This window comes from Leisingera sp. NJS201 (assembly GCF_004535885.1).
Classification (GTDB): domain Bacteria; phylum Pseudomonadota; class Alphaproteobacteria; order Rhodobacterales; family Rhodobacteraceae; genus Leisingera.
The window spans coordinates 2,420,797-2,440,702 of the sequence record NZ_CP038234.1 but is presented as its reverse complement, the minus strand read 5'-3'; the positions used below and the strand labels follow the sequence as shown (position 1 = coordinate 2,440,702).

Below are 19,906 nucleotides of genomic sequence, written 5' to 3'. Positions count from 1 at the left end.
GCCGTCAGGCAGCCGTGTTCTTGTTGGCCGGTTTGCGGCCTGGTTTCTTGCGGCTGTTTGCGTTCATGAAATCAATCACCAGCGGACGGATATTGTCGCGCCAGCTGCGGCCGGCAAAGATGCCATAGTGGCCGGCACCCGGCTCCAGGTGGCTGGCCTTCATGCTTTCAGGCAGTCCGGTGCAAAGATCCAGCGCCGCGACGCATTGGCCGGGGGCAGAGATATCATCCTTGGCGCCTTCGACAGTTTTCACCGCAACATTGGTGATCTTGCCGATATCGACCTTGTGGCCGTTGACCACAAATTCGTTGCGGGCGATCTCGCGTCTTTTGAAGACACGCTCGACGGTGGACAGGTAGAACTCGGCTGTCATGTCCATGACGGCAAGATATTCGTCGTAGAAACGGTTGTGGGCATCGTGATCCGAAGCCTCGCCGCGGGAAACACGGTGGATCTGGTCCATGAATGCCTTGGAGTGGCGCTCGCCGTTCATCGACATGAAGGAGGACAGCTGCAGCAGGCCCGGATAGACCTTGCGCCCGACACCTTTGTTTTTGTAGCCGACACGCTGGATCATGGTCTCCTCCAGCTGGCCCATGGTGACGCGCCGGCCAAAGTCAGTGACCTCGGTCGGGGTGGCGTCCGGGTCCACCGGGCCGCCGATCAGGGTCAGCGACGACGGCTGCGCCTTGGGGTCCTGTTCGGCCAGATAAGCGGTCGCTGCCAGGGTCAGCGGCACTGGCTGGCAAACCGCGACAACATGGGTGTCGGGGCCCAATTCGCGCATGAAGTCGACGAGGTAGAGCGTGTAATCCTCGACGTCGAATTTTCCTGCGGAAACAGGTATATCGCGGGCATTGTGCCAGTCCGTCACATAGACTTCGCAATTGACGATCAAGCTTTGGACGGTGGACCGCAGGAGAGTGGCGTAATGACCGGACATCGGCGCAACCAGCAGCACCTTGCGCGGCTGTTCCTCGCGTCCGTTGACCTTAAAATGGATCAGATCGCCGAACGGGCGTTCGACAACAGTGGTTATGTCCACCAGATGGTCCTTGCCGTCTTCGCAGGTGAAAGTGCGGATACCCCAGTCCGGTTTCACCACCATCCGCTGGTAAGTACGTTCCGTCACTTCACCCCAGGCGGCCATCCAGCTGAGCGCAGGGTTTGGCAAGGCGGAAAAGACCGGGTAAGATGCCATGGAAAGGGCGGTTGCGCCCAACCATTGGTTGGTGTTCCGGACGGTCTCCATCAGATCGTAGGTCATCATGTATCGCATGCGTGTCTCCTTCGGGTTCTGCCCCTGCGTCATCGGATCGTCAAATCCGGAACATTGGACCAATCGCCGCTTTGCCCTGAAAAATGCAGAAGAGTATTCTGCATAGCAGAAAGCCTATGAGGGATTCTTTTATATGACAACTAGTGACGAATTATCCGCAGCACCCAATTCTGAGAGCATTGAAAAGCTTAAGGAAAACATGAGCCGTGTTGAGGAGCTGACTAAGCGTCTGGCCGATGTCATGTCCCGGAAGACCCCGCATAACGCCGCTTTGGACGGTCCGAATCAAGAGCTTTATGCGCGTGCAGCAACTGCGTACTGGACCGAAGCGATGCAGAACCCTGCCAAGATCCTGGAACAGCAGGTGGCATACTGGAGCAAATCGGTGCTGAATTTCGCCGAAGCGCAGAAGGCCTTGGCGGGTCAATCGCAAAGTACGGATGACGGCGGAGCCAGGGACCGCCGGTTTTCGAATCCGCTGTGGGAGAGCAGCCCGTATTTCCACTTTGTGAAACAGCAATACATGACCAACGCCGATGCGATCCGCAACGCGGTGCAGGATGCGGACGAATTGGACGGCAAGGACAAGCAGCGGCTGACGTATTTTGCCGACCAGATCATCGAGATGATGTCGCCGACCAATTTTCTGCCCACCAACCCGGATGCGCTGGAAAAGGCTGTTGCGACCGAAGGCCAGTCGCTGATCGACGGGCTGGAGAACCTGGTCACCGATCTGGAAGCCAACAATGGCGAGTTGGTGGTGCGGCTGGCGGATGAAAGCGCCTTTGAGCTGGGCGGCAATATCGCCACCACGCCCGGCGATGTGGTTTACCGCAACCGGATGATGGAGCTGATCCAGTACAAACCCGCGACGGAATCCGTGCATGAGATCCCGATTGTCCTGTTCCCGCCCTGGATCAATAAGTTCTACATCCTGGATCTGAAGGCACAGAACAGCATGATCAAATGGGTGACCGAGCAGGGCTATACCCTGTTTGTCGTCTCGTGGGTCAACGCGGATGCCAGCCATGCCGAGGTGGGGATGGAGGATTACATCCAAGAAGGCATCCTGACCGCGATTGAGACCGCCAAGGAGATCTGCAAGGTCAAGCAGGTGAACGCCGTGGGCTATTGCATCGCCGGCAGCACGCTGGGCTTGACCTTGTCGCTGCTGAAGCAGCGCGGCGACACTTCGGTGAAATCGGCGACTTTCTTTACCACGCTGACCGATTTTGGTGATCAGGGCGAATTCACGCCGTTCCTGCAGAATGACTTTGTTGACGGGATCGAGGCGCAGGTGGAAGAGGAGGGGCTGCTGCGCTCCTGGGTGATTGCACGCACCATGTCGTTCCTGCGCTCCAAGGATCTGATCTATGGCCCCGCTGTCAAAAGCTACATGATGGGCGAGACCCCGCCGGCCTTTGATCTGCTCTATTGGAACGGCGATGGCGCCAACCTGCCGGGCCGGATGGCGGTGCAGTATCTTCGAGGCCTTTGCCAGAACAATGAATTCGTTGGCGAGGGGTTCGAGCTGATGGGGCACAAGCTGCATATCAAGGATGTGGATGTGCCGCTGATGTCGATCACCTGCGAGACCGACCATATCGCCCGCTGGAAAGACTGTTACCGCGGTGTGCAGCAGATGGGATCGCGCAGCAAAAGCTTCATCGTGTCGGAGTCCGGCCATATCGCGGGTATCGTCAACCCGCCCAGCAAAAAGAAATACGGTCACTACACCAACGCTGATCTGAAAGGCGATAGCGAAGCCTGGATGGCAGGGGCGGAATACCACGAAGGCTCCTGGTGGCCGCGCTGGAATGAGTGGCTGAAAAAGCGGTCCGGCAAGCAGGTTCCCGCCCGCGACGTGGGAGATTCGGGGTATCCGTCTTTGATGCCGGCCCCTGGGTCTTATGTGAAGGTCAAGGCAAACCGTTGATTTGACAGGATTTGCGATTTTTTTCTGCACTGCAGCATCAAAAACCTTGAAATGCTGCAGTGCGGCACGCATATTCCTCTCATGCTAAGAGCGCAGGATGGTCCTGCTGCAGCTTTCTGAGGAATTAGAACTATGGCAAAGACCCAAGACTTCACCGCGATGATGAAAGACTTCATGGGCGCATTCCCGGTCGACACCAAAGCGATGGAAGACGTATTCAAAAACACCGCAGCCCTGAACGAGAAGCTGTCCGCCGTTGCGCTGGACGCTGCCGGCAAATCCGCTGAGCTTTCGAACAAGTGGACCAAAGAAACCATCTCCAAGCTGGGCGATGTGTCCAAAGTCAAAGCCGACCCGGCCGACTATGCCAAAGCCGCAACCGATTTCGCCTCCGCTTCTGCTGAAGTGGCTGCTGAAAACATGGCTGCCTTTGCTGAGATCGCCAAGAAGGTCCAGATGGAAACCGTTGAACTGGTGATGGCTGCCGGCAAAGACATGGGCGAAGAAGCCACCGCAGCTGTGAAAAAGGCCACCGACGAAGTGACCTCCGCTGCGAAAAAAGCTTCGGCCACTGCAAAGTAAGATCGACCACAGACCGGCCCTGGCTCTCCTCCCTGACGGAGCCGGACTGTGAGAAAGGGCGGGCCGCAAGGCCTGCCCTTTTGCCGTTCAGGGGTCAGTCCGGCAATCCGGCCCGCCGCAGACCGTCGCAGTAGTGCTCCAGATCTGCTGCTCTGACAAAGGGCATGGTCTTGCTGATGCGGGCGAGCGAAAACTCCGGCTCCAGGCCAAGGATACGCCCGCATTCCCGTGCTGCCGCAGCCCTGTCTCCCAGTTGTGCATAGCAGGCAGCCAGATGGCGGTGCGGGGCCGGAAAGCCGGGAAACAGCCCGACAGCCTTGTTCACTTCTGATATGCTAGGGCGGTACTCCCGGCACATATACAGCGCCAGCCCCCTGAACCAGTGGAAGTAGGTTGGATGGAACGGGTTGCGGCCAGAGGCTTGATCCAATTCGGCAAGGGCCTTTTCGGGCTGGCCCCGGTACACATAAGACAGGCCGCGGAAAGCCATTGCGTCAGTGTCGTTCGGGTTCAGGGCAAGGGCGCGCTGGAAATGGTCTTCTGCCAAAGAAAATTCGCCCTTGAACAGATGCATGACGGCCAGGCGGCGCTGCACGGCGCTGTCCAGCGGGTCGATACGGGCGGCGCGGCGCAGATACGGGAAGGCCTGATCCAGGGTGGCTTCAGGGGACAGGCCCCAGCCGCTCATCCATTCGACCAGAAATGTGAGCGCCAATCCGGAATAGGCCGACGGATTCCCAGGATCGCTGTCACAGGCACTCCGGTACAATTCCCGGCATTGATACAGTGTGTCCCGGGTGTCGAGGATCAGAGCTTTGGCTTGCAGGACCAGTTCCTTGGATGTCCAAGGGCCGCCGCTGGCCAGAACTTCGGCTGATATCCGTTTTGCGGTGGCCTGCAACTGTCCGGCCAGGGTCTGGGTGATTTGCCGTGCCAAAGCGTCCTGAAGGCTGAACCCGGCCTGATTTTCCAGATTGTATTGTTCACTAAGCAGCGTTGTACCGCTGTAGCCATCTGCCAGCGAAACAGCGACACGCAATTGTCCGGACCGTTGCCGCACCGTGCCCTCAACCAGGTAACGGACGCCCAATTCCACTGCAGCCAGGGATGTTTCAGATGCGCTGCCGGCAAAGCGGAGTGCAGTGGTGCGGGAAATGACACGCAGCTCGCGGAACCGGGAAAGGCCAATGGTCACGTCTTCGGTCAGGGTTTCGCCCAGACTGTCTGCACCGGGTGCAGCGGGGGATTTGTTCAGGAAAGGCAGAACGGCCACGGACACTTCGTAGGCAGGGCCTTCGGCCTCAAAGCGCGGCATCGGGTTTTCGGCTATGCGGAAGATCCGCACCGGGTCTGAGATGTTGCGGATAACCTGCAGGCCGAGGTCGTCAAAGGCTGCATTGATCCTGCCGCGGACCTGTTCTTGAACCGTGCCGGAAACACAGATTTCACCAGGTCCTGCAAGGCTTTCGAGGCGGGCGGCGATATTGACGCAATTGCCGAACAGATCGTCCCCGGCAGCAATGACGGTTCCTGTGTGAATTCCCATTCTCAGGTGCAGATGCGGCGGAGGATGGCTGGCCGCCGCGGCAGCGGTCCGCTTGGCAATCAGCAAGGCGGCTTTGACCGCTTGCACGGAAGTTTGGAACTCCAGCAGAAAGCCGTCGCCCTGTGATTTGACAAGCCGGCCTGAATACTGCTGTGCGGCTGGCACGACGATATCGTCCGCAAGTGTGCGAACGGCAGCGACCGCTTCCGCCTCCCCGGTCTCAACCAGTGCGGAAAACCCAGCCACATCAGCGATTAAAACAGCAGCTTGTCTTTGTCTGTCCCCTTGGTCAGCCATCATTCCCGCTACCACAGACTCGAAAAGACTCTGCCTGAATTATATCACATTAAGCCCTGTTTGCTGCACCTCAATTGCAAAATGTTCGATTTTTGTTCATGGAAAGCTGCCTTGAGGTCAAAACTGCGCATTGCGGAAACTGGTGTATTGCGGCGCCCAGCCGGTCATTTGGCGCAGTTTTGCAGAGCCCATCTGCTGGTCCAATGCCGGCCCCTCGGCGCAATCGCCGTATTTGATCAGCACGTGCTTGAGGCTACGCACAACACAGCTGGAGTCATGGTCCTGGCGCCGGGCAATCCCGCGGGTGATCTCTGCCACTGGCACGCCGGTTTCCGCGCTGGCATTGAAGTGGCCTTTTAGCTTGGGGCGCTCCATCAGCAGACGGTAGGCGCGGGCAGGATCCGCACGTTCGACCAAGGGCCTGCGGGTTGCGATACTGCCCCGGATCTCAAACGGTATTCTATGACGGGCAGCCTCCAAGTAGCGAAAAACACGCCGCCATCCGGGTGATAGACCATCGCCGGGTGAATCACCGCAGTTGAACCTGCAGGGGCTGCAACGGCGGTGCAACAGGGCTGTCCGGAACAAATGTTGCGGAAAACATGCGAAGGCTTCCCTTTTGTTCTGCGCTGGCATAGGCTTTGCTGCAATGCGTCATGACCGGGGAGGGAAGACATGGCAGAGCAGGACAAACCCTTGCTGATCAAGCGGTACGCGAGCCGCAGGCTTTATAACACCGAGACCAGTGATTACGTCACGCTGGAAGATATCGCGGGTTTCATCCGGGAAGGGCGGGAAGTGCAGATCGTCGACCTGAAAACGGGCGATGACCTGACACGGCAGTACCTGCTGCAGATCATTGCAGAGCATGAAAGCCGCGGCGAGAATGTACTGCCGGTGAATGTTCTGAACGACCTGGTGCGCAGTTACATGGTGCCCGGCGGCGGGGTAATGCCGCAGTTTCTGCAGTCTTCGTTTGATATGCTGCGCGAAAGCCAGTCCAAGATGATGGAAAACATGAGCGCGATGAATCCGATGGCCAAGATGCCGGGGTTTGAGGCGATGAAGGCGCAGCAGGAAGCGTTTCTGAAGGCAATGACCGGCGGCCTTGGCGGGGCCGGCTGGACCGGCGGCGCACCCGGGGAAGAGAAATCCGAAGGTGGCGAGGACCTGGACGACATCAAGAAGCAGCTGGCTGAGCTGCAGGAAAAATTGTCCAGGATGAAGTGAGGCGATTGGCGGCAGCGGGGGCCTGATCAACAGGGGCTCCCGCCTGTTCGCAAACAGTCTGCGACTGTTCCTTACAGTTGGGCGTGGCACCGCGGTGCGGTGCCATTCGCTTTTTATGCGGTTTCTGCGCAAGATTTGCAGCGCCCGTGCGCTGCGCCGGGGTCCAGACGCCGGGATCGGCGGTCAGGCGCCCGGTTTGATTTTCAGGACATTGTGCAGCCGGTGGTACGGCGCATTCTTGACGATTTCGTCCAAATCGCTGGTTTCCGGCTGCGGTTTGGAGCGATGAAACAGATAGGCGCTTGCAGCAAAAGACAGGGTGCAGGCCCCGGCAATTGCGCTGACGATGACTGTTTCAATTCCCATGGCTTCAAACATGCTGTTCTCCGGTTTCAGGACCAATATAGGCATGGAGTGTTGAAATTTCCATATCACTTTGCACTGCCCGTGTTCTTTGCGGCTTCCAGCACATGGCGGGCCAGTGTTTCCGCGGCTTCGCGTTCTTGCGTTTTGATCCGCCGCCGCGCCCGTCCGCCGAGGCGGGATGCGGTGGCGAAGATGAAACCTGAAAAAGATAAAAGGGTCAGGCCAAAGGCCAGCCCGCCCGTTACTGTGCCGGCAATGGCGGCGCCGAAGCTGGCCAGAAGCGCGCCGGCTGCCAGGCGTTGCGACCATTGTCCGATCACCTGATCGGCATCCTGCGCCTGGGCTTCTGCATCTCCGGCCCGTGTGGCGAAGGCAGTCAGCAGATCCGCCACGGTAAGGCCGGTTTCCGGGTCGTTCGCGGCCCCGATGGCGGCCAAAAGCGCAGCCCGTTCACTGCTGCTGGTGGAAACCGCGCGGATGACTTGCGTCAGCGCGTCTTCGCTGACGGGATCGCCCATGCTGAGCGCATTGGCCATCGCAACCAGGGCTGTGGCCGGGCGCCGTTCGAATTCGGGAAGCGGGGTCATGGCGGCAAACTGTACGGCGCAAGCCAGGATTGCAATCAGGAAAACCCCGGCATAATGCCGGGGCAGTATCTTCTTTAAATCACCTGTGGCGTTCAGGCTGCGGCCTTGGCCATGGTCTCCTCAACCGCGGACAGCAGAATGTCTGCAATCACATCCAGCTCGGCATGGGTCAGGCGCACCGGCAGGCGCACGTCGCAGGCCTTCATCAGCATGGCGCGGGTTTGCGGCAGATCGGGCTGATCGCGCAGGAACTGCCAGTTCCAGAAGGCGCGGGCGTTGTCGGTAGAGAGGCCGAAGACCTGCACCTTGACGCCCTTGGCTTCTGCCGCGCTGGCAAAGGCGCGGGTCTGCGCCTCGCTGAGGCCTGCCAGATTGAACTGGATCGAATCCGGCGCGCGGCGTTCAGGGGCCAGCGGTGCGGGCACGTCAAAGAAAGGGGAGGCATTCAGCCGTTCAGCCACATAGTCATGGTTGGCCAGCCCGTCGCGCACCCGGCGCGCCAGTTCCGGCAGCTGCGGGCGGATCACGGCGGCGGACAGGTTGCTCATCCGCAGGTTGTACAGCGGCAGCTGGTTCTGCCACTTGGCAAAGGCCTGCTCCAGATCCGGGGTGTTTTCCCCATGCGGGCCCTTGTGCTTTTTCCAATTGTGTTCATAGGCGCCGGACATGATCACGGCGCGGGCAATTAGATCGGCGTCATCGGTGACCAGGATACCGCCTTCGCCGGCGTTGACCATCTTGTAGGACTGGAAGGAGAAGCAGCCAACCTTGCCGATAGTGCCGATATTCCGGCCGTTCCAGGTGGTGCCCAGCGAATGGGCCGCGTCCTCGACCACCGGGATGCCGCGGGCATCGCACAGCGCCATGATCGCATCCATGTCGGAGGTATGGCCGCGCATGTGGCTGATGATCACCGCCTGCACGCTGTCCAGCTTGGTCTCGAAATCTGCCATGTCGATACGGTAGTTGCCGCCGACCTCGCACAGCACCGGCACGCAGTCGGCGTGCACCACCGAGGACGGCACAGCGGCAAAGGTGAAGGCGGGGATCAGCACGCGCGCGTCGCGCGGCAGGCCAAGCGCTTTCAGTGACAGGAACAAGGCGGCGGAGCAGGAGGAGACTGCCAGCGCATATTTGCTGCCCAAAAGGTCCGCATATTCCTGTTCCAGCAGCGTGACCGGAGCGTTTTCCGGCGCGGTGTAGCGGAACAGGTCGCCCGACTGCATCAGGGCCTCGATTGCCTCAAGTGCGGCTGCGGGAATGGGTTCAGCGTCATGAACGTTGGGCGGCAGAGCCATATTTCAAAATCCTGAATTGTTGCTTCGGGAAATGTAAAACTAGATGCCGGAAATGCCAAGAGGCGACGCGGCGGAAAATGCAGGCGCAGGCGAAATTTCACAGAAATGTTGCGGAGTTGCGCGGAAACCGGCCTGGGGTCAGACCCCCAGCCGGTCGCGCAAGGCAAACCAAGTCATTGCCAGCACCAAGAGCGGCGAGCGCATCCGCGGCCCGCCCGGGAAGCGCGGGGCGGGGACGCGGGCCAGGGTGTCGAAACCTTCTGCCTGTCCCTGTATCGCCTGCGCCATCAACTGGCCTGCATGGGTGGCGGTTCCGACACCATGGCCGGAATAGCCGGAGGCAGTCAGCACATTGGGCGCCAGCCGCGCCAGATAGGGCATCCGCTTCATGGTGATGCCCAAGGTGCCGCCCCAGGCATAGTCGACCCGGACGTCCTTGGTGTGCGGGAAAATCTGCTGCATCGGTTTGCGCACTGTGGCCTCAATATCGGCAGGAAAGCGGTAGCCATAGCTTTCGCCGCCGCCGAACAGCAGCCGCTTGTCATGGCTGAGACGGAAGTAGTTGACCACGAATTTACTGTCCGCCACAGCGACATCGCGGGCGAGCACCCGGGCCGCGTCTTCTCCCAGCGGTTCGGTTGCCACGATGAAATTGTTGATCGGCATCACCCGCGCGGCGACCTGATGGTTCAGCCCGCCAAGATAGCCGTTGCAGGCCAGGATCAAGTGACTGGCCGTTACCGTCCCGCCTGCAGTCCGCACCCGGACCTGCGCGCCTTCCTGGATGCCCAGAACCTCGCTTTGCTCACAGATCTGTGCCCCCGCATCAGCGGCCGCCCGGGCCAGGCCCAGGGCATAGTTCAGCGGGTGCAAATGGGCGGCACCCATGTCCAGCGATCCGCCCTGATAGGCGGGCGAGGGGCAGATGGCGTGCAATCCAGCCTCATCCAGCGGTTCGATCTGATCGTAGCCGTAGCGGTTATGCAGATGTTCGGCATAGGCGTGTTCATGGGCTGCTTCGCCTTTGGAGAAACAGGCATGGGCAATGCCGGGGGTCAGATGGCAGTCGATGCTGTGCCGGGAAATCAACGCTTTCACCAGATCCTTGGCATCTTCACCCAGCTGCCAGAGTTTTAGCGCGTCGGCCTTGCCCATCAGCGCTTCCAGGCCGTCCTGTTCCATCCGCTGGCCGCTGCCAAGCTGGCCGCCATTGCGGCCCGAGGCACCAAAGCCCACGCGGTGCGCTTCCAGCAGCACAACACGCTGCCCGGCCTCGGCCAGATGCAGCGCAGCGGACAGGCCGGTATAGCCGCCGCCGACGATGCAGACATCGGCCGTCACGTCGCCATCAAGAGCCGCGAAGCGATCCATAGGCGCGGCTGTTGCCGCGTACCAGCTGTTTGGATATTCGCCCTTCCGGTCATTGGAATAGAGCAAGTTCATGCCCATAGCACACCTCTTTCCGGCGCAGTCGTCCGCCGGGACGGCCTGCACTTCATCTTTCTAAAAATACTCAATTGCATTGGCGCTGCACCGGGGCGCAGCGCCGGAGGTTTACACGTTCATCAGCAGATGTTCGCGCTCCCAGGGAGAGATCACCTGAAGGAATTCGTCATATTCCGCGCGTTTCACGATGGAGTAAACGCGGGCGAATTCCGGGCCCAGAACCTCATGCAATTCAGTGGCCTCGTCAAAAAGATCCAGCGCCTGACCCATTACTTGCGGGATATCGCCTTCGCCCTCATAGGCGTCGCCCTTGAACTGCTTGCGCGGGCGCTCCTCGTTGATCAGGCCAAGATAGCCGCAGGCCAGCGACAGGGCGATGCCCAGGTACGGATTGCAGTCCATACCGGCGATGCGGTTTTCCACCCGCCGCGCCGCAGGGCCGGACAGCGGGATCCGGATGCCGGTTGTGCGGTTGTCACGCGCCCATTCCAGATTGATCGGGGCCGCGTGGTCCTTCACATACCGGCGGTAGGAGTTCACATATGGCGCCATCACTGCCAGACCCGCGGGCAGGTGGTTCTGGAACCCGGCAATGTAGTTGTAAAACGCGTCCGTCTCGCCGCCCTGCGGGCCGGAAAAGATATTCTCGCCGGTTTCCATATCCAGAACCGAATGGTGGATATGCATGGCTGAGCCCGGCTCATCTTCGATTGGCTTGGCCATGAAAGTGGCAAAACAGTCGTGGCGAAGCGCCGCTTCGCGGATCAGCCGTTTGAAGTAGAAGACTTCATCTGCCAGTTTGACCGGGTCGCCGTGCAGCAGGTTGATCTCCAGCTGGCCGGCGCCGCCTTCCTGGGTGATGCCGTCGATTTCAAAACCCTGGGCCTCGGCGAAATCATAGATATCGTCGATCACCGGACCGAATTCATCCACTGCAGTCATCGAATAGGCCTGACGCGCCGCCGCCGGGCGGCCGGAGCGGCCCATCATCGGCTTGATCTCATGCGCAGGATCAATGTTGCGGGCAACCAGGAAAAACTCCATTTCCGGCGCCACTACCGGCTTCCAGCCCTTGTCGTGGTAAAGCTGCACCACCCGCTTCAGCACATTGCGCGGGCTGTAGGGGATTGGTTTGTCGTGCCGGTCATAGGCGTCGTGGATCACCTGCAGCGTCCAGTCGCCGGTCCAGGGCGCCGCTGTGGCCGTGGACATGTCCGGCTTCAGCGTCATGTCCTTTTCGATCCAGCCGTCCTCATCCGCGGCATCCGCCCAGTCGCCGGTGATGGTCTGGTAGAAGATGCTGTCGGGCAGGTGGAAATAGTCGGTTTTTGCGAATTTCGATGCCGGTACCGCCTTGCCACGGGCGATACCGGGAAGGTCCGAGATAACGCATTCAACTTCGTCGAGACGACGGCCCTCCAGATAGGTTTTTGCTGCTTCGGGAAGGGCGTCGAGCCAGGCTGACATTACGTCCTCTCTTTCCTGTAAAATTCTGCGAGGAGGGTTGCGATTTCTTGGTTGTCCACGGGGGCGTCCAGCTCGGCGGCTGCACGGTCCAGCAGGTCGTCCGGCACCACGCCGCGGCCGCGTTTTTCAATCAGGCCGCCGACAAAGGCGCTGGGAAATTCGGGGTGGGGCTGCCAGGAGATGATGTGGTCGCCATAGGCCAGGATACCGTTCTGGCAAAAGCCGTTGCCGCCCAGCACGCGGGCCCCTTGGGGCCGTTCCACCACCTGATCCTGATGCCAGGCATTGAGGGTCAGGTCCTTGCCGTCCACCTGATAGGTGACACGGCCCACGGCCCAGCCGCCCTCGAACTTCCTGACCTTGCCGCCAAGCGCCTGAGCAATGATCTGATGGCCGAAACAGATGCCGGCCAGCGGCTGTTTCCTGGCGTTGATCTCGCGGATCAGATCCTCCAGCGGCGGGATCCAGGCGTGGTCTTCATAGGCGCCATGCTTGGAGCCGGTGATCAGCCAGGCGTCGGCCTCATCGGCGCTGTCCGGCAGCACCCCGTCCACCACGGCCCAGGTTTGAAATTCAAAGCCGTTGCCGTCCAGCATGTCGCGGAACATGCCGTCGTAATCTCCGAAAGGGCCGAACAGATCTTCGGGGGAGTGGCCGGTTTGCAGGATACCGATTTTCATAAGTCACCAGATTTGATCAAATTGAGCCTAGCTGAGGGGGCTGAAGCTGGCAAGGCGGCTCTATACCGCTTCCAGCCAGGACAGCCAATGGCTCTCCCGGGGGCGCTCGGCAAAGCCTATCAGCTCTTGCCGTTTGGTCATCACCAGGTTCCGGATGGCAAGTTCCGGCAGCACACGGGCGATCAGCGGGTCGGTCTCAAACCAGTTGATCGCGGTCTCCCAGTCGGCGGCCAGCTGCGGCAGGCCCTGGATCTCGTAGATGTTGCCCTCGGACGGAGCGGGCGGCTGCATCTGATCTTCGATCCCGGCCAGGGCAGAGCCAAGCACGGTTGCGAGCATCAGATAAGGGTTGATGTCGCCGCCGGCGACGCGGTGTTCGATACGGCGTGCCTTGTGGCTGCCGCCGGGGATGCGGATGGCGGCGGTGCGGTTCTCGTAGGCCCAGGCAGCGCTGACGGGCGCATGGGCGCCAGGCACCAGCCGGTCATATGAATTACCGTGCGGGGCAAAGATCAGCGAGCTGGCGGGCATCGCCGCCAGACAGCCCGCCACCGCGTGCATCAGCAGGTCCGACCCCTTTTCGCCGCCGTCGTCAAAGACGTTGCTGCCGTCCTGATCCTCGACCGAGAAATGCACATGCATACCATTGCCGGCTTCTTCAGCATAAGGCTTCGCCATGAAGGTCGCGGCAAAGCCGTGTTTGCGTGCAAGCCCTTTTACCAACGCCTTGAACAGCCAGGCATCATCTGCAGCCCGCATCGCCTCCTGATGGTTCAGGTTGATCTCAAACTGGCCCAGGCCCGCCTCGGAAATTGCCGATTGGGCAGGTATGCCCATGGCCTCAGCGCCGTCATAAAGATCCGTGAAGAAGTCGTCGAATGCGTCCAGCTCTGCCACCGACAGCACCGACTGCTGATCCAGCTCACGGCCGGTCTGCGGGTCGATTGGCGGGGCAGGGCGGGGGCCGCTGTCATCCAGCAGGCTGAACTCCATCTCAGTGGCGGCCACAACGCTCCAGCCGCGTGCCGCATAGCGCGACAGAACATCAGCCAGCACATGCCGGGGATCGCCAAGGAAGGCAGTGCCATCTTCCCAGTACATCGCCATCGGCACCAGCGCCGAGGCGCTTTTGAGCCAGGGCATCGGAACGGCGCCGCGTTCAGTCGGCAGCATCACCCCGTCGGCGTCGCCGGTTTCAAACACCAGCGGATTGTCTTCCACATCGCGGCCCCAGAGATCGACATTGAGGGTGGAGATCGGCATCCGTGCCGCGCCGCTGTCCAGCTTGGCGGCCATGCCCGCAGGCAGGCGCTTACCGCGCATCTGGCCGTTCATGTCACAGGCGGCAATGCGTATGGTCTTCAGTCCGGACAGGTCCATAGGGGGCTCCATGAATGCGTTGCGCCAACCCTAGCGCAGAGAATTGCATTCGCCAAGATAATTTGATCAAAAGTTTGAGGCGCCCCGCCGGCGGCCCCCGTCTTGCAGGAGAAAACCCTGCGGTGTGTGGCTCCGAGTGCGCCCCGTATGATCCAGCGTTCCCCCAAAAAAATGGCTCCCGAAGGAGCCATTCTGCAATCAGCGGATCAGGTTGATCTTCAGCCTGGTGCGGCTGCGCCGCTCTTGCGGCAGATGCCGGTTCAGCTGTTTGTTCACAAAACCGAACACCGAGATAACAACCAGTGTCAGCAGAATGAAGTAGAAGGCCAGGATCGGGTAGGGGACAAAGGGGTTAAAGGTCTTGTCCGCGAAATAGCTGGCGTAGTACAACGCATCGCCCTTTTGCTGCCAGGCCGGAAAGCCCGAAAAGAACACCAGCGTGGTGGCGTGGAACAGGAAGATCGCCTCGTTGGTGTAGGCAGGCCAGGCCAGCCGCATCATGGTCGGGAAGGTGATGCGGCGGAACCGGGTCCAGCCGGTCATGCCATAGGCGTCTGCAGCCTCGATATCGCCCTTGGGGATCGACAAAAGCGCGCCATAGAAGATCTCGCCCGAATAAGCCGCGGTGTTGAAGAACAGCACAACCAGCGCGCCCAGCCAGGCCGAGGTGAACGGATCAAAGAAGCTGGAAACGCTTTTAAGGCTGAGAAAGCAGGCGTAGGCAAAGAAGAACTGGATGAACAGCGGGCTGCCGCGGAACACGAAGATGAACCACTCGGCCGGCTTGCGGAACAGCGGGTTGGGGCTGGATTTTCCAACTGCCAGGGCCACCGCCAGGAAAAAGCCGGTCATCAGGGCAATGATGCCGAAATAGATATTCCAGATCATGCCGGAGCCGATCAGGGTGAAGTGCTCGCACAGGGTGTATTCGCCCTTGGGCAGCAGCCGTTCGCCAAAGCCCAGGGAACGGAAGGCATAGGCCTGGATGGTTTCAACGCAACTCATGCCGCGGCCTTTCTTTGTGCTTCGCCTGCTGCGGTTGCCTGGCCCTTGGTCAGACGCTTCATGATCCGGTCCAGGGCCACCTCGGACAGTTTGGTAAAACACAGGTAGAACACCAGCAGCGCAGCAAAATACCAGACATGCCAGTTCGGATGCGGGTAGTCGGTGAACCTGGCGGTCTTGGTGCCGCCCAGCTCCCGTGCCCAATAAACGATGTCCTCGACCCCCAGCAGGAACAAAAGCGGCGTGGCCTTGATCAGCACCATCCACAGGTTCGACAGGCCCGGCAGCGCATAGACCCACATCTGCGGCACCAGAATGCGCCAGAAAGCCTGGCGGCTGGTCATCCCATAGGCCTCGGCGGTTTCGATCTGCGCCCGCGGCACGGCGCGCATGGCGCCAAACAGGACGTTGGCAGCAAAGGCGCCAAACACGATCGAGAAGGTCAGAACCGCCAGAAAGAAGCCGTAGGTTTCATGCACCCATTGCGGCGCGGTGGACAGCGGCAGTTTCGCCGCGTCGCAGACCACAAAGTCGATACCCTGCCGGACCGGTTCGTCCCACTCCGGGCATTTCACCTTGTGACGCATCCACTCGAACGCCTGATCCAGCGCGATAACGAAGAACAGGAAGAAGGCAATATCAGGCACGCCGCGTACAATGCTGGTATAGCCCATGCCAAACCAGCGCAGCGGCAGGAATTTGGAACGGGCGGCACTGGCAGCGCCAAATCCGAACATCAGCGCAACCGGAGCTGTAATGGCCAGCAGTGTCAGGACCACAAAGACCGAGATATAAAGGTTCAAATGCTTGCCGGTGGTCAGGTAGCAGCTGAGCCAGCTCAGCCCCTCAAGCGTCGATGGGTCCGTGCAATAGGAAAACATAAGTGGGCCTGTCTTTCTCTGTTCACGCCCGGCGCGCGGCACCGGATGAGAATGAATGAGGCCCGCGCGCCGCGGCGGCGGGCCTGCAGATCCTGTAACAGGATCAGATTACCACTGGGAGGAAACTTCCCATTTGGCGATCAGTTCGTTCAGCGTGCCGTCGTCTTTCATGGTCTGGATCGCCGCGTCGAAGGTGCCGCGCAGCTCGGCGTCGGATTCACGGAAGCCCATGCCAACGCCGCCGCCCAGTGCTTCGGATTTCTCCAGCATCACCAGATCGTCGCCCACAACCGTGTCGAGGAAGCTTTTGTCAGCCAGAACCGCGTCAGCTTCACCGTTGCGCACGGCTGCGACAGTTTCTTCCGGGGTGGCGAACTCGACCAGGGTCCAGCCCTGCTCGGCAACAAAGGCGGCCTGAATGGTGGTCGCCTGGGCCGCAATCACGCCGCTTGTCAGGTCAACGTCTGCCGACTGGGCCACATAAGCGGACGGATCCGGCGGCGTGTAGGGCTGGGTGAAATCAATGACTTCGTCGCGCTCGTCGGTGATCGACATACCGGCGATGATGGTGTCGTAGTTGCCGGAAACCAGGTTCGGAATGATCGAATCCCAGTCGTTTTTGACCCATTCGCAGGTCAGTTCGGCACGCTTGCACAGCTCATCGCCCAGCTCGCGCTCAAAGCCGTCGATCTCGCCCGCGTCATTGACGAAGTTCCACGGTGCATAGGCACCCTCGGTGCCCAGGCGCACGGTGTCCGCCAGGCCCATGCCTGCGGTCAGCGCCAGGGCGGCGGTGCCAAGGATCAATGATTTCATGTATTTACTCCCGTTCTGTTTGGTTTTTGGGTCTGTTTGTTATTGCTTATTGGCCGTGCCGGGTCGAGGACAGGAACGCCCTCAGCCGCGGTGAGCGGGTGTTGCCGAACAATTCGTCCGGCGAACCTTCTTCTTCGATCAGCCCCTGGTGCAGGAACACGATGTGGCTGGAAACATCCGCCGCCATGTTCATGTCATGGGTCACGATCAGCATGGTGCGGCCCTCGGCGGCGAGGTCCTTGATCACCTTGACGACTTCCTGCTCCAGCTCGGGATCGAGCGCAGAGGTGGGCTCGTCGAACAGCAGTGCTTCGGGTTCCATGCACAGGCCCCGGGCGATGGCAGCGCGCTGCTGCTGGCCGCCCGACAGCTGCGCCGGGTAGACATCGCATTTGTCGCCGATGCCGACCTTGGCCAGATAGTGGCGGGCTTTTTCTTCGACCTCAGAACGGTCGCGGCCCAGCACTGTGACCGGTGCCTCCATCACATTCTGCAGGATGGTCATATGGGCCCACAGGTTGAATTGCTGGAACACCATCGACAGATTGGTTCGGATGCGCAGAACCTGTTTGGCGTCCGCCGGGCGGCGGTTCAATCCCTGGCCGGACCAGGTAATCGGCTCATCCTTGAACCGGATTTCGCCTTGCTGGCTGTCTTCCAGCAGGTTGCAGCAGCGCAGCAGGGTAGACTTGCCTGATCCCGAAGACCCGATCAGCGAGACCACGTCGCCCTTGTGGGCGGTGATATCAACGCCTTTGATCACTTCCAGCTCGCCATAGGATTTATGCAGGCCGCGGATTTGCAGAACGGGCGAAGTATCGGTCAAGGTGTCTTTGTCCCTGTAAGTGGAAATTCGTTCTTATTGGACCGAAAAAAAGACCGAATGCAACGTTCAAACCGCACAAGCCGGCGCCGCAGGCGCCGAAATGACCGGATGAGCCGCCATTTCGGAAGCGGGCGCTGCGTCAGTTACGCAGCACGGATGCGCTGTTCGGTCAGCACCGGGCCGGGCGGTGTCGGCACCGCCAGGTAGTCGCTGGGGGCAAACTGCACCAGCCCTTTCAGATGCAACAGTGTCTTGGTGTCTTCGTCCAGCGCGCGGATTGCAGCTTCGATGGCAGTAAACAGCGCCTGCGGGTCCTGGTTCAGGGCGGTGATGTAGGGCAGGGTCGGGGTTGGCTCTGTGCGTTCAATTTCGGTCAGCCCTTCGGCGAACACGTCGTGCGTCTTGACCAATTCCCAGGTCAGCGCGTCCAGGGCCGCAAAATCGGCCCGGCCCTCGGCAACGGCTTGCGCCGACAGGCTGTGGCCGCCGGTCTCCAGCAGCGCACCTGGCAGGATGCTGCGGTCGTGCAGATGAACCATCGGTGCGGCCCAGCCGGATTGCGACAGCCCTTCATTATAAGCAAAGCGGCGCCCGGAAAAGGCAGACAGCGGCCGGCCCGCGTCCGCGCTGCGGGCAATAAAGACGCTATTGTAATAGCCTGGCGGGCAGCCCGGCAGGCCGTAGTCCGGGGTGCCCGCCAGCTCCACCTCGCCATATAGCCGGGTGCGGTACGGGCAGCCGCAGGTCTGTGACAGCAGCAGCTCCGGCGATTTCCAGACCTCCCAGAAATCGGCGCCACGGGTCAGCTGTTCCGGCCCGTGGCCCAGTTGCGCGCGGATCAATGCCCAGAACCGGTCGTTGGCCGCAGCCGTTTCCGGACGGTCGTACATTCCAAGATGAGCAATCATAAACCAGCCTCTGCCCGTTTGCGCGCCATTGCGCTGTCCACATCCGAAACTCCCAGCAGACTGGCGGACAGCCGCAGCAGAGCATCTTCATTTGCATCGCGGTGGCCATCGGCCAGGGCCACCTGCCACAGCGCTTCAATCACACCCGTGCGGTCCTCATAAGCCACGGCGTCCTTGATCGCGCGGGTGAAGCGCACAGTGTCAGGCGCCTCGGCCTCCATCGCTTCAGCCTGTTCGCGCAGTATCAGGGCCCCGCCGGTGTCCAGGCGGTAGCGGGTGCACAGGATCCGGTCGATCCGGTCCTTTTCCACCTCGGAATAATTGTGGTCCGAGCGGGCAATCCGCACCAGCAAGGCGGTCAGGGCAAGCCGCGCGCCCTCATCATCCAGCGGCGCGGGCGCAGGGTCCAGCAATCGCTGCAGGAGTTCCTTGAACATCAGGTTTCCTCCGCTGTGCCGCTGAATTTCCCAACCGCGCGGGCGCGGGCTTTCTGGCTGTCGGCATAAGACAGCCCCATCGCTTTGCGGGCCTCTTCGACGATGGTGACTTCGCCCGCGTGCTCGTTGCCGTCGGCCAGCACCACTTCCCACAGCGCGTCCATCGCGGCGAGCCGTTCCTCCAGCCCGGTGGTCTCGCGGATCAGCCGCCCGAAGGTGTCGGTTTCCGGCGCCGCGGCATGCAGCTTTTCGCAGGTGGCGCGCACCTTGGCGGCCTCGATTGCGTTGTGCTGGTAGAGCCGGGCAAGGATCCGGTCGATCAGGCTGATTTCCTCCAGCTGATAATCGCGGTCGGACTGCGCCACCCGCACCAGCAGGGCACCCAGTGCCAATTCGGCATCCGGGTCCGGCAATCCCGGGCGCTCAGTCGGGCGGAACGCTTGGAAGAATTTCTTAAGCAGGGGCATCAGCAGACCTCGGTCAAAGCGGCTGGGCGGGCGGGTTAATCGCCGTACCCTTCTATGATTTGCATATCACCCGACGAGACCAGATCGCGAAAGGCCTTGGCGTCCTGATAAGCCATGGAATCATAGCAGGCTTTTGCAGTTTCGAAATCCTTGAATTCAAGGACAACAGTGCGCGAGCGGAACGCTCCTTCGCGCACCTCGCGCTCGCCGCCGCGTATCAGGAACTTTGCACCGAACTCAGTCAGCACCGGCCTGGCTGCAGTCTTGTAGTCCTCATAGCGCTCCATGTCCTGCACATCCACATGGGCCACCCAGTATCCTTTGGGCATGGGCTGCAGCCTCCCTTCTTTTTATGGTTGAGTGCAGGCTGATACAAAAGCGCGGCAATGACAATGGGGCGGTTGTTAAGAATTTCCCCGTTCCGCCGAAAGTGCACCTGGTTCAAGGGCTTGCCGCGGAAGGCAAAACGCCC

Annotated in this window: 21 protein-coding genes; 3 read left to right on the top strand and 18 right to left on the bottom strand. The window is 60.6% G+C overall.

The window, feature by feature from the left end:
* Positions 1-4 precede the first annotated feature (4 nt).
* Entirely contained in the window at positions 5-1,279 is a 1,275-nt protein-coding gene (phaZ, locus tag ETW23_RS12040) for a polyhydroxyalkanoate depolymerase (RefSeq protein ID WP_134830119.1), read from the bottom strand.
* A 133-nt stretch (positions 1,280-1,412) separates the two neighbouring features.
* Here phaZ and phaC point away from each other — a divergent pair, with 133 nt between their 5' ends.
* The gene (gene phaC, locus ETW23_RS12035) at positions 1,413-3,215 is read left to right on the top strand and encodes a class I poly(R)-hydroxyalkanoic acid synthase (protein ID WP_134830118.1); all 1,803 of its coding nucleotides are present in this window, start codon (positions 1,413-1,415) and stop codon (positions 3,213-3,215) included.
* A gap of 132 nt (positions 3,216-3,347) precedes the next feature.
* The gene (locus ETW23_RS12030; protein WP_129371274.1) at positions 3,348-3,797 is read left to right on the top strand and encodes a phasin family protein; all 450 of its coding nucleotides are present in this window, start codon (positions 3,348-3,350) and stop codon (positions 3,795-3,797) included.
* 94 nt (positions 3,798-3,891) lie between these two features.
* Here the strand turns inward: ETW23_RS12030 and ETW23_RS12025 are convergent, their stop codons facing one another.
* Entirely contained in the window at positions 3,892-5,643 is a 1,752-nt protein-coding gene (locus ETW23_RS12025; protein WP_254695014.1) for an adenylate/guanylate cyclase domain-containing protein, read from the bottom strand.
* A 114-nt stretch (positions 5,644-5,757) separates the two neighbouring features.
* On the bottom strand, positions 5,758-6,057 hold the full coding sequence (locus tag ETW23_RS12020) for a hypothetical protein (protein ID WP_134830117.1): 300 nt from the start codon (positions 6,055-6,057) through the stop codon (positions 5,758-5,760).
* 258 nt (positions 6,058-6,315) lie between these two features.
* Between ETW23_RS12020 and phaR the strand changes: the two genes are divergently transcribed.
* Entirely contained in the window at positions 6,316-6,870 is a 555-nt protein-coding gene (gene phaR / locus ETW23_RS12015) for a polyhydroxyalkanoate synthesis repressor PhaR (protein ID WP_129371271.1), read from the top strand.
* A gap of 183 nt (positions 6,871-7,053) precedes the next feature.
* Here phaR and ETW23_RS12010 read toward each other — a convergent pair whose 3' ends face one another.
* The 15 genes from ETW23_RS12010 to ETW23_RS11940 form a co-directional block, all read right to left on the bottom strand.
* Complete coding sequence (locus tag ETW23_RS12010) at positions 7,054-7,248, bottom strand: hypothetical protein (RefSeq protein WP_134830116.1); 195 nt, start codon at positions 7,246-7,248, stop codon at positions 7,054-7,056.
* 53 nt (positions 7,249-7,301) lie between these two features.
* Positions 7,302-7,823 (bottom strand): hypothetical protein, encoded by a 522-nt coding sequence (locus tag ETW23_RS12005; protein ID WP_134830115.1) that lies wholly within the window; start codon positions 7,821-7,823, stop codon positions 7,302-7,304.
* A 92-nt stretch (positions 7,824-7,915) separates the two neighbouring features.
* Entirely contained in the window at positions 7,916-9,121 is a 1,206-nt protein-coding gene (locus ETW23_RS12000; RefSeq protein ID WP_134830114.1) for a DegT/DnrJ/EryC1/StrS aminotransferase family protein, read from the bottom strand.
* 138 nt (positions 9,122-9,259) lie between these two features.
* Positions 9,260-10,570, bottom strand: coding sequence for an FAD-binding oxidoreductase (locus ETW23_RS11995; RefSeq protein ID WP_205879896.1), 1,311 nt, complete (start codon positions 10,568-10,570; stop codon positions 9,260-9,262).
* A gap of 105 nt (positions 10,571-10,675) precedes the next feature.
* A complete protein-coding gene (locus ETW23_RS11990) occupies positions 10,676-12,034 on the bottom strand; it encodes a glutamine synthetase family protein (RefSeq protein ID WP_129371266.1) in 1,359 nt (452 codons plus the stop codon).
* The gene (locus tag ETW23_RS11985) at positions 12,034-12,714 is read right to left on the bottom strand and encodes a type 1 glutamine amidotransferase (protein WP_129371265.1); all 681 of its coding nucleotides are present in this window, start codon (positions 12,712-12,714) and stop codon (positions 12,034-12,036) included. Before ETW23_RS11985 ends, ETW23_RS11990 begins: the two co-directional genes overlap by 1 nt.
* A 60-nt stretch (positions 12,715-12,774) precedes the next feature.
* The gene (locus ETW23_RS11980) at positions 12,775-14,094 is read right to left on the bottom strand and encodes a glutamine synthetase family protein (protein WP_129371264.1); all 1,320 of its coding nucleotides are present in this window, start codon (positions 14,092-14,094) and stop codon (positions 12,775-12,777) included.
* A gap of 198 nt (positions 14,095-14,292) precedes the next feature.
* Positions 14,293-15,099 carry an ABC transporter permease gene (locus ETW23_RS11975; protein ID WP_129371263.1) on the bottom strand — a complete coding sequence of 269 codons (807 nt, stop codon included), beginning with the start codon at positions 15,097-15,099 and terminating at the stop codon, positions 14,293-14,295.
* A complete protein-coding gene (locus tag ETW23_RS11970) occupies positions 15,096-15,980 on the bottom strand; it encodes an ABC transporter permease (RefSeq protein ID WP_129371262.1) in 885 nt (294 codons plus the stop codon). The genes ETW23_RS11975 and ETW23_RS11970 overlap by 4 nt, the downstream gene beginning before the upstream one ends.
* A gap of 108 nt (positions 15,981-16,088) precedes the next feature.
* Entirely contained in the window at positions 16,089-16,796 is a 708-nt protein-coding gene (locus tag ETW23_RS11965; RefSeq protein ID WP_129371261.1) for a transporter substrate-binding domain-containing protein, read from the bottom strand.
* 46 nt (positions 16,797-16,842) lie between these two features.
* Entirely contained in the window at positions 16,843-17,622 is a 780-nt protein-coding gene (locus ETW23_RS11960; RefSeq protein WP_129371260.1) for an ABC transporter ATP-binding protein, read from the bottom strand.
* Positions 17,623-17,765: 143 nt separating this feature from the next.
* Complete coding sequence (locus tag ETW23_RS11955; protein WP_134830113.1) at positions 17,766-18,530, bottom strand: phosphate/phosphite/phosphonate ABC transporter substrate-binding protein; 765 nt, start codon at positions 18,528-18,530, stop codon at positions 17,766-17,768.
* Complete coding sequence (locus ETW23_RS11950) at positions 18,527-18,967, bottom strand: TerB family tellurite resistance protein (RefSeq protein ID WP_129371258.1); 441 nt, start codon at positions 18,965-18,967, stop codon at positions 18,527-18,529. The genes ETW23_RS11955 and ETW23_RS11950 overlap by 4 nt, the downstream gene beginning before the upstream one ends.
* Positions 18,967-19,428: a TerB family tellurite resistance protein gene (locus tag ETW23_RS11945; RefSeq protein ID WP_134831307.1), complete on the bottom strand. Its 462-nt coding sequence runs from the start codon at positions 19,426-19,428 to the stop codon at positions 18,967-18,969. The genes ETW23_RS11950 and ETW23_RS11945 overlap by 1 nt, the downstream gene beginning before the upstream one ends.
* 41 nt (positions 19,429-19,469) lie before the next feature.
* Complete coding sequence (locus ETW23_RS11940) at positions 19,470-19,763, bottom strand: DUF1330 domain-containing protein (RefSeq protein ID WP_134830112.1); 294 nt, start codon at positions 19,761-19,763, stop codon at positions 19,470-19,472.
* Positions 19,764-19,906 lie beyond the last annotated feature (143 nt).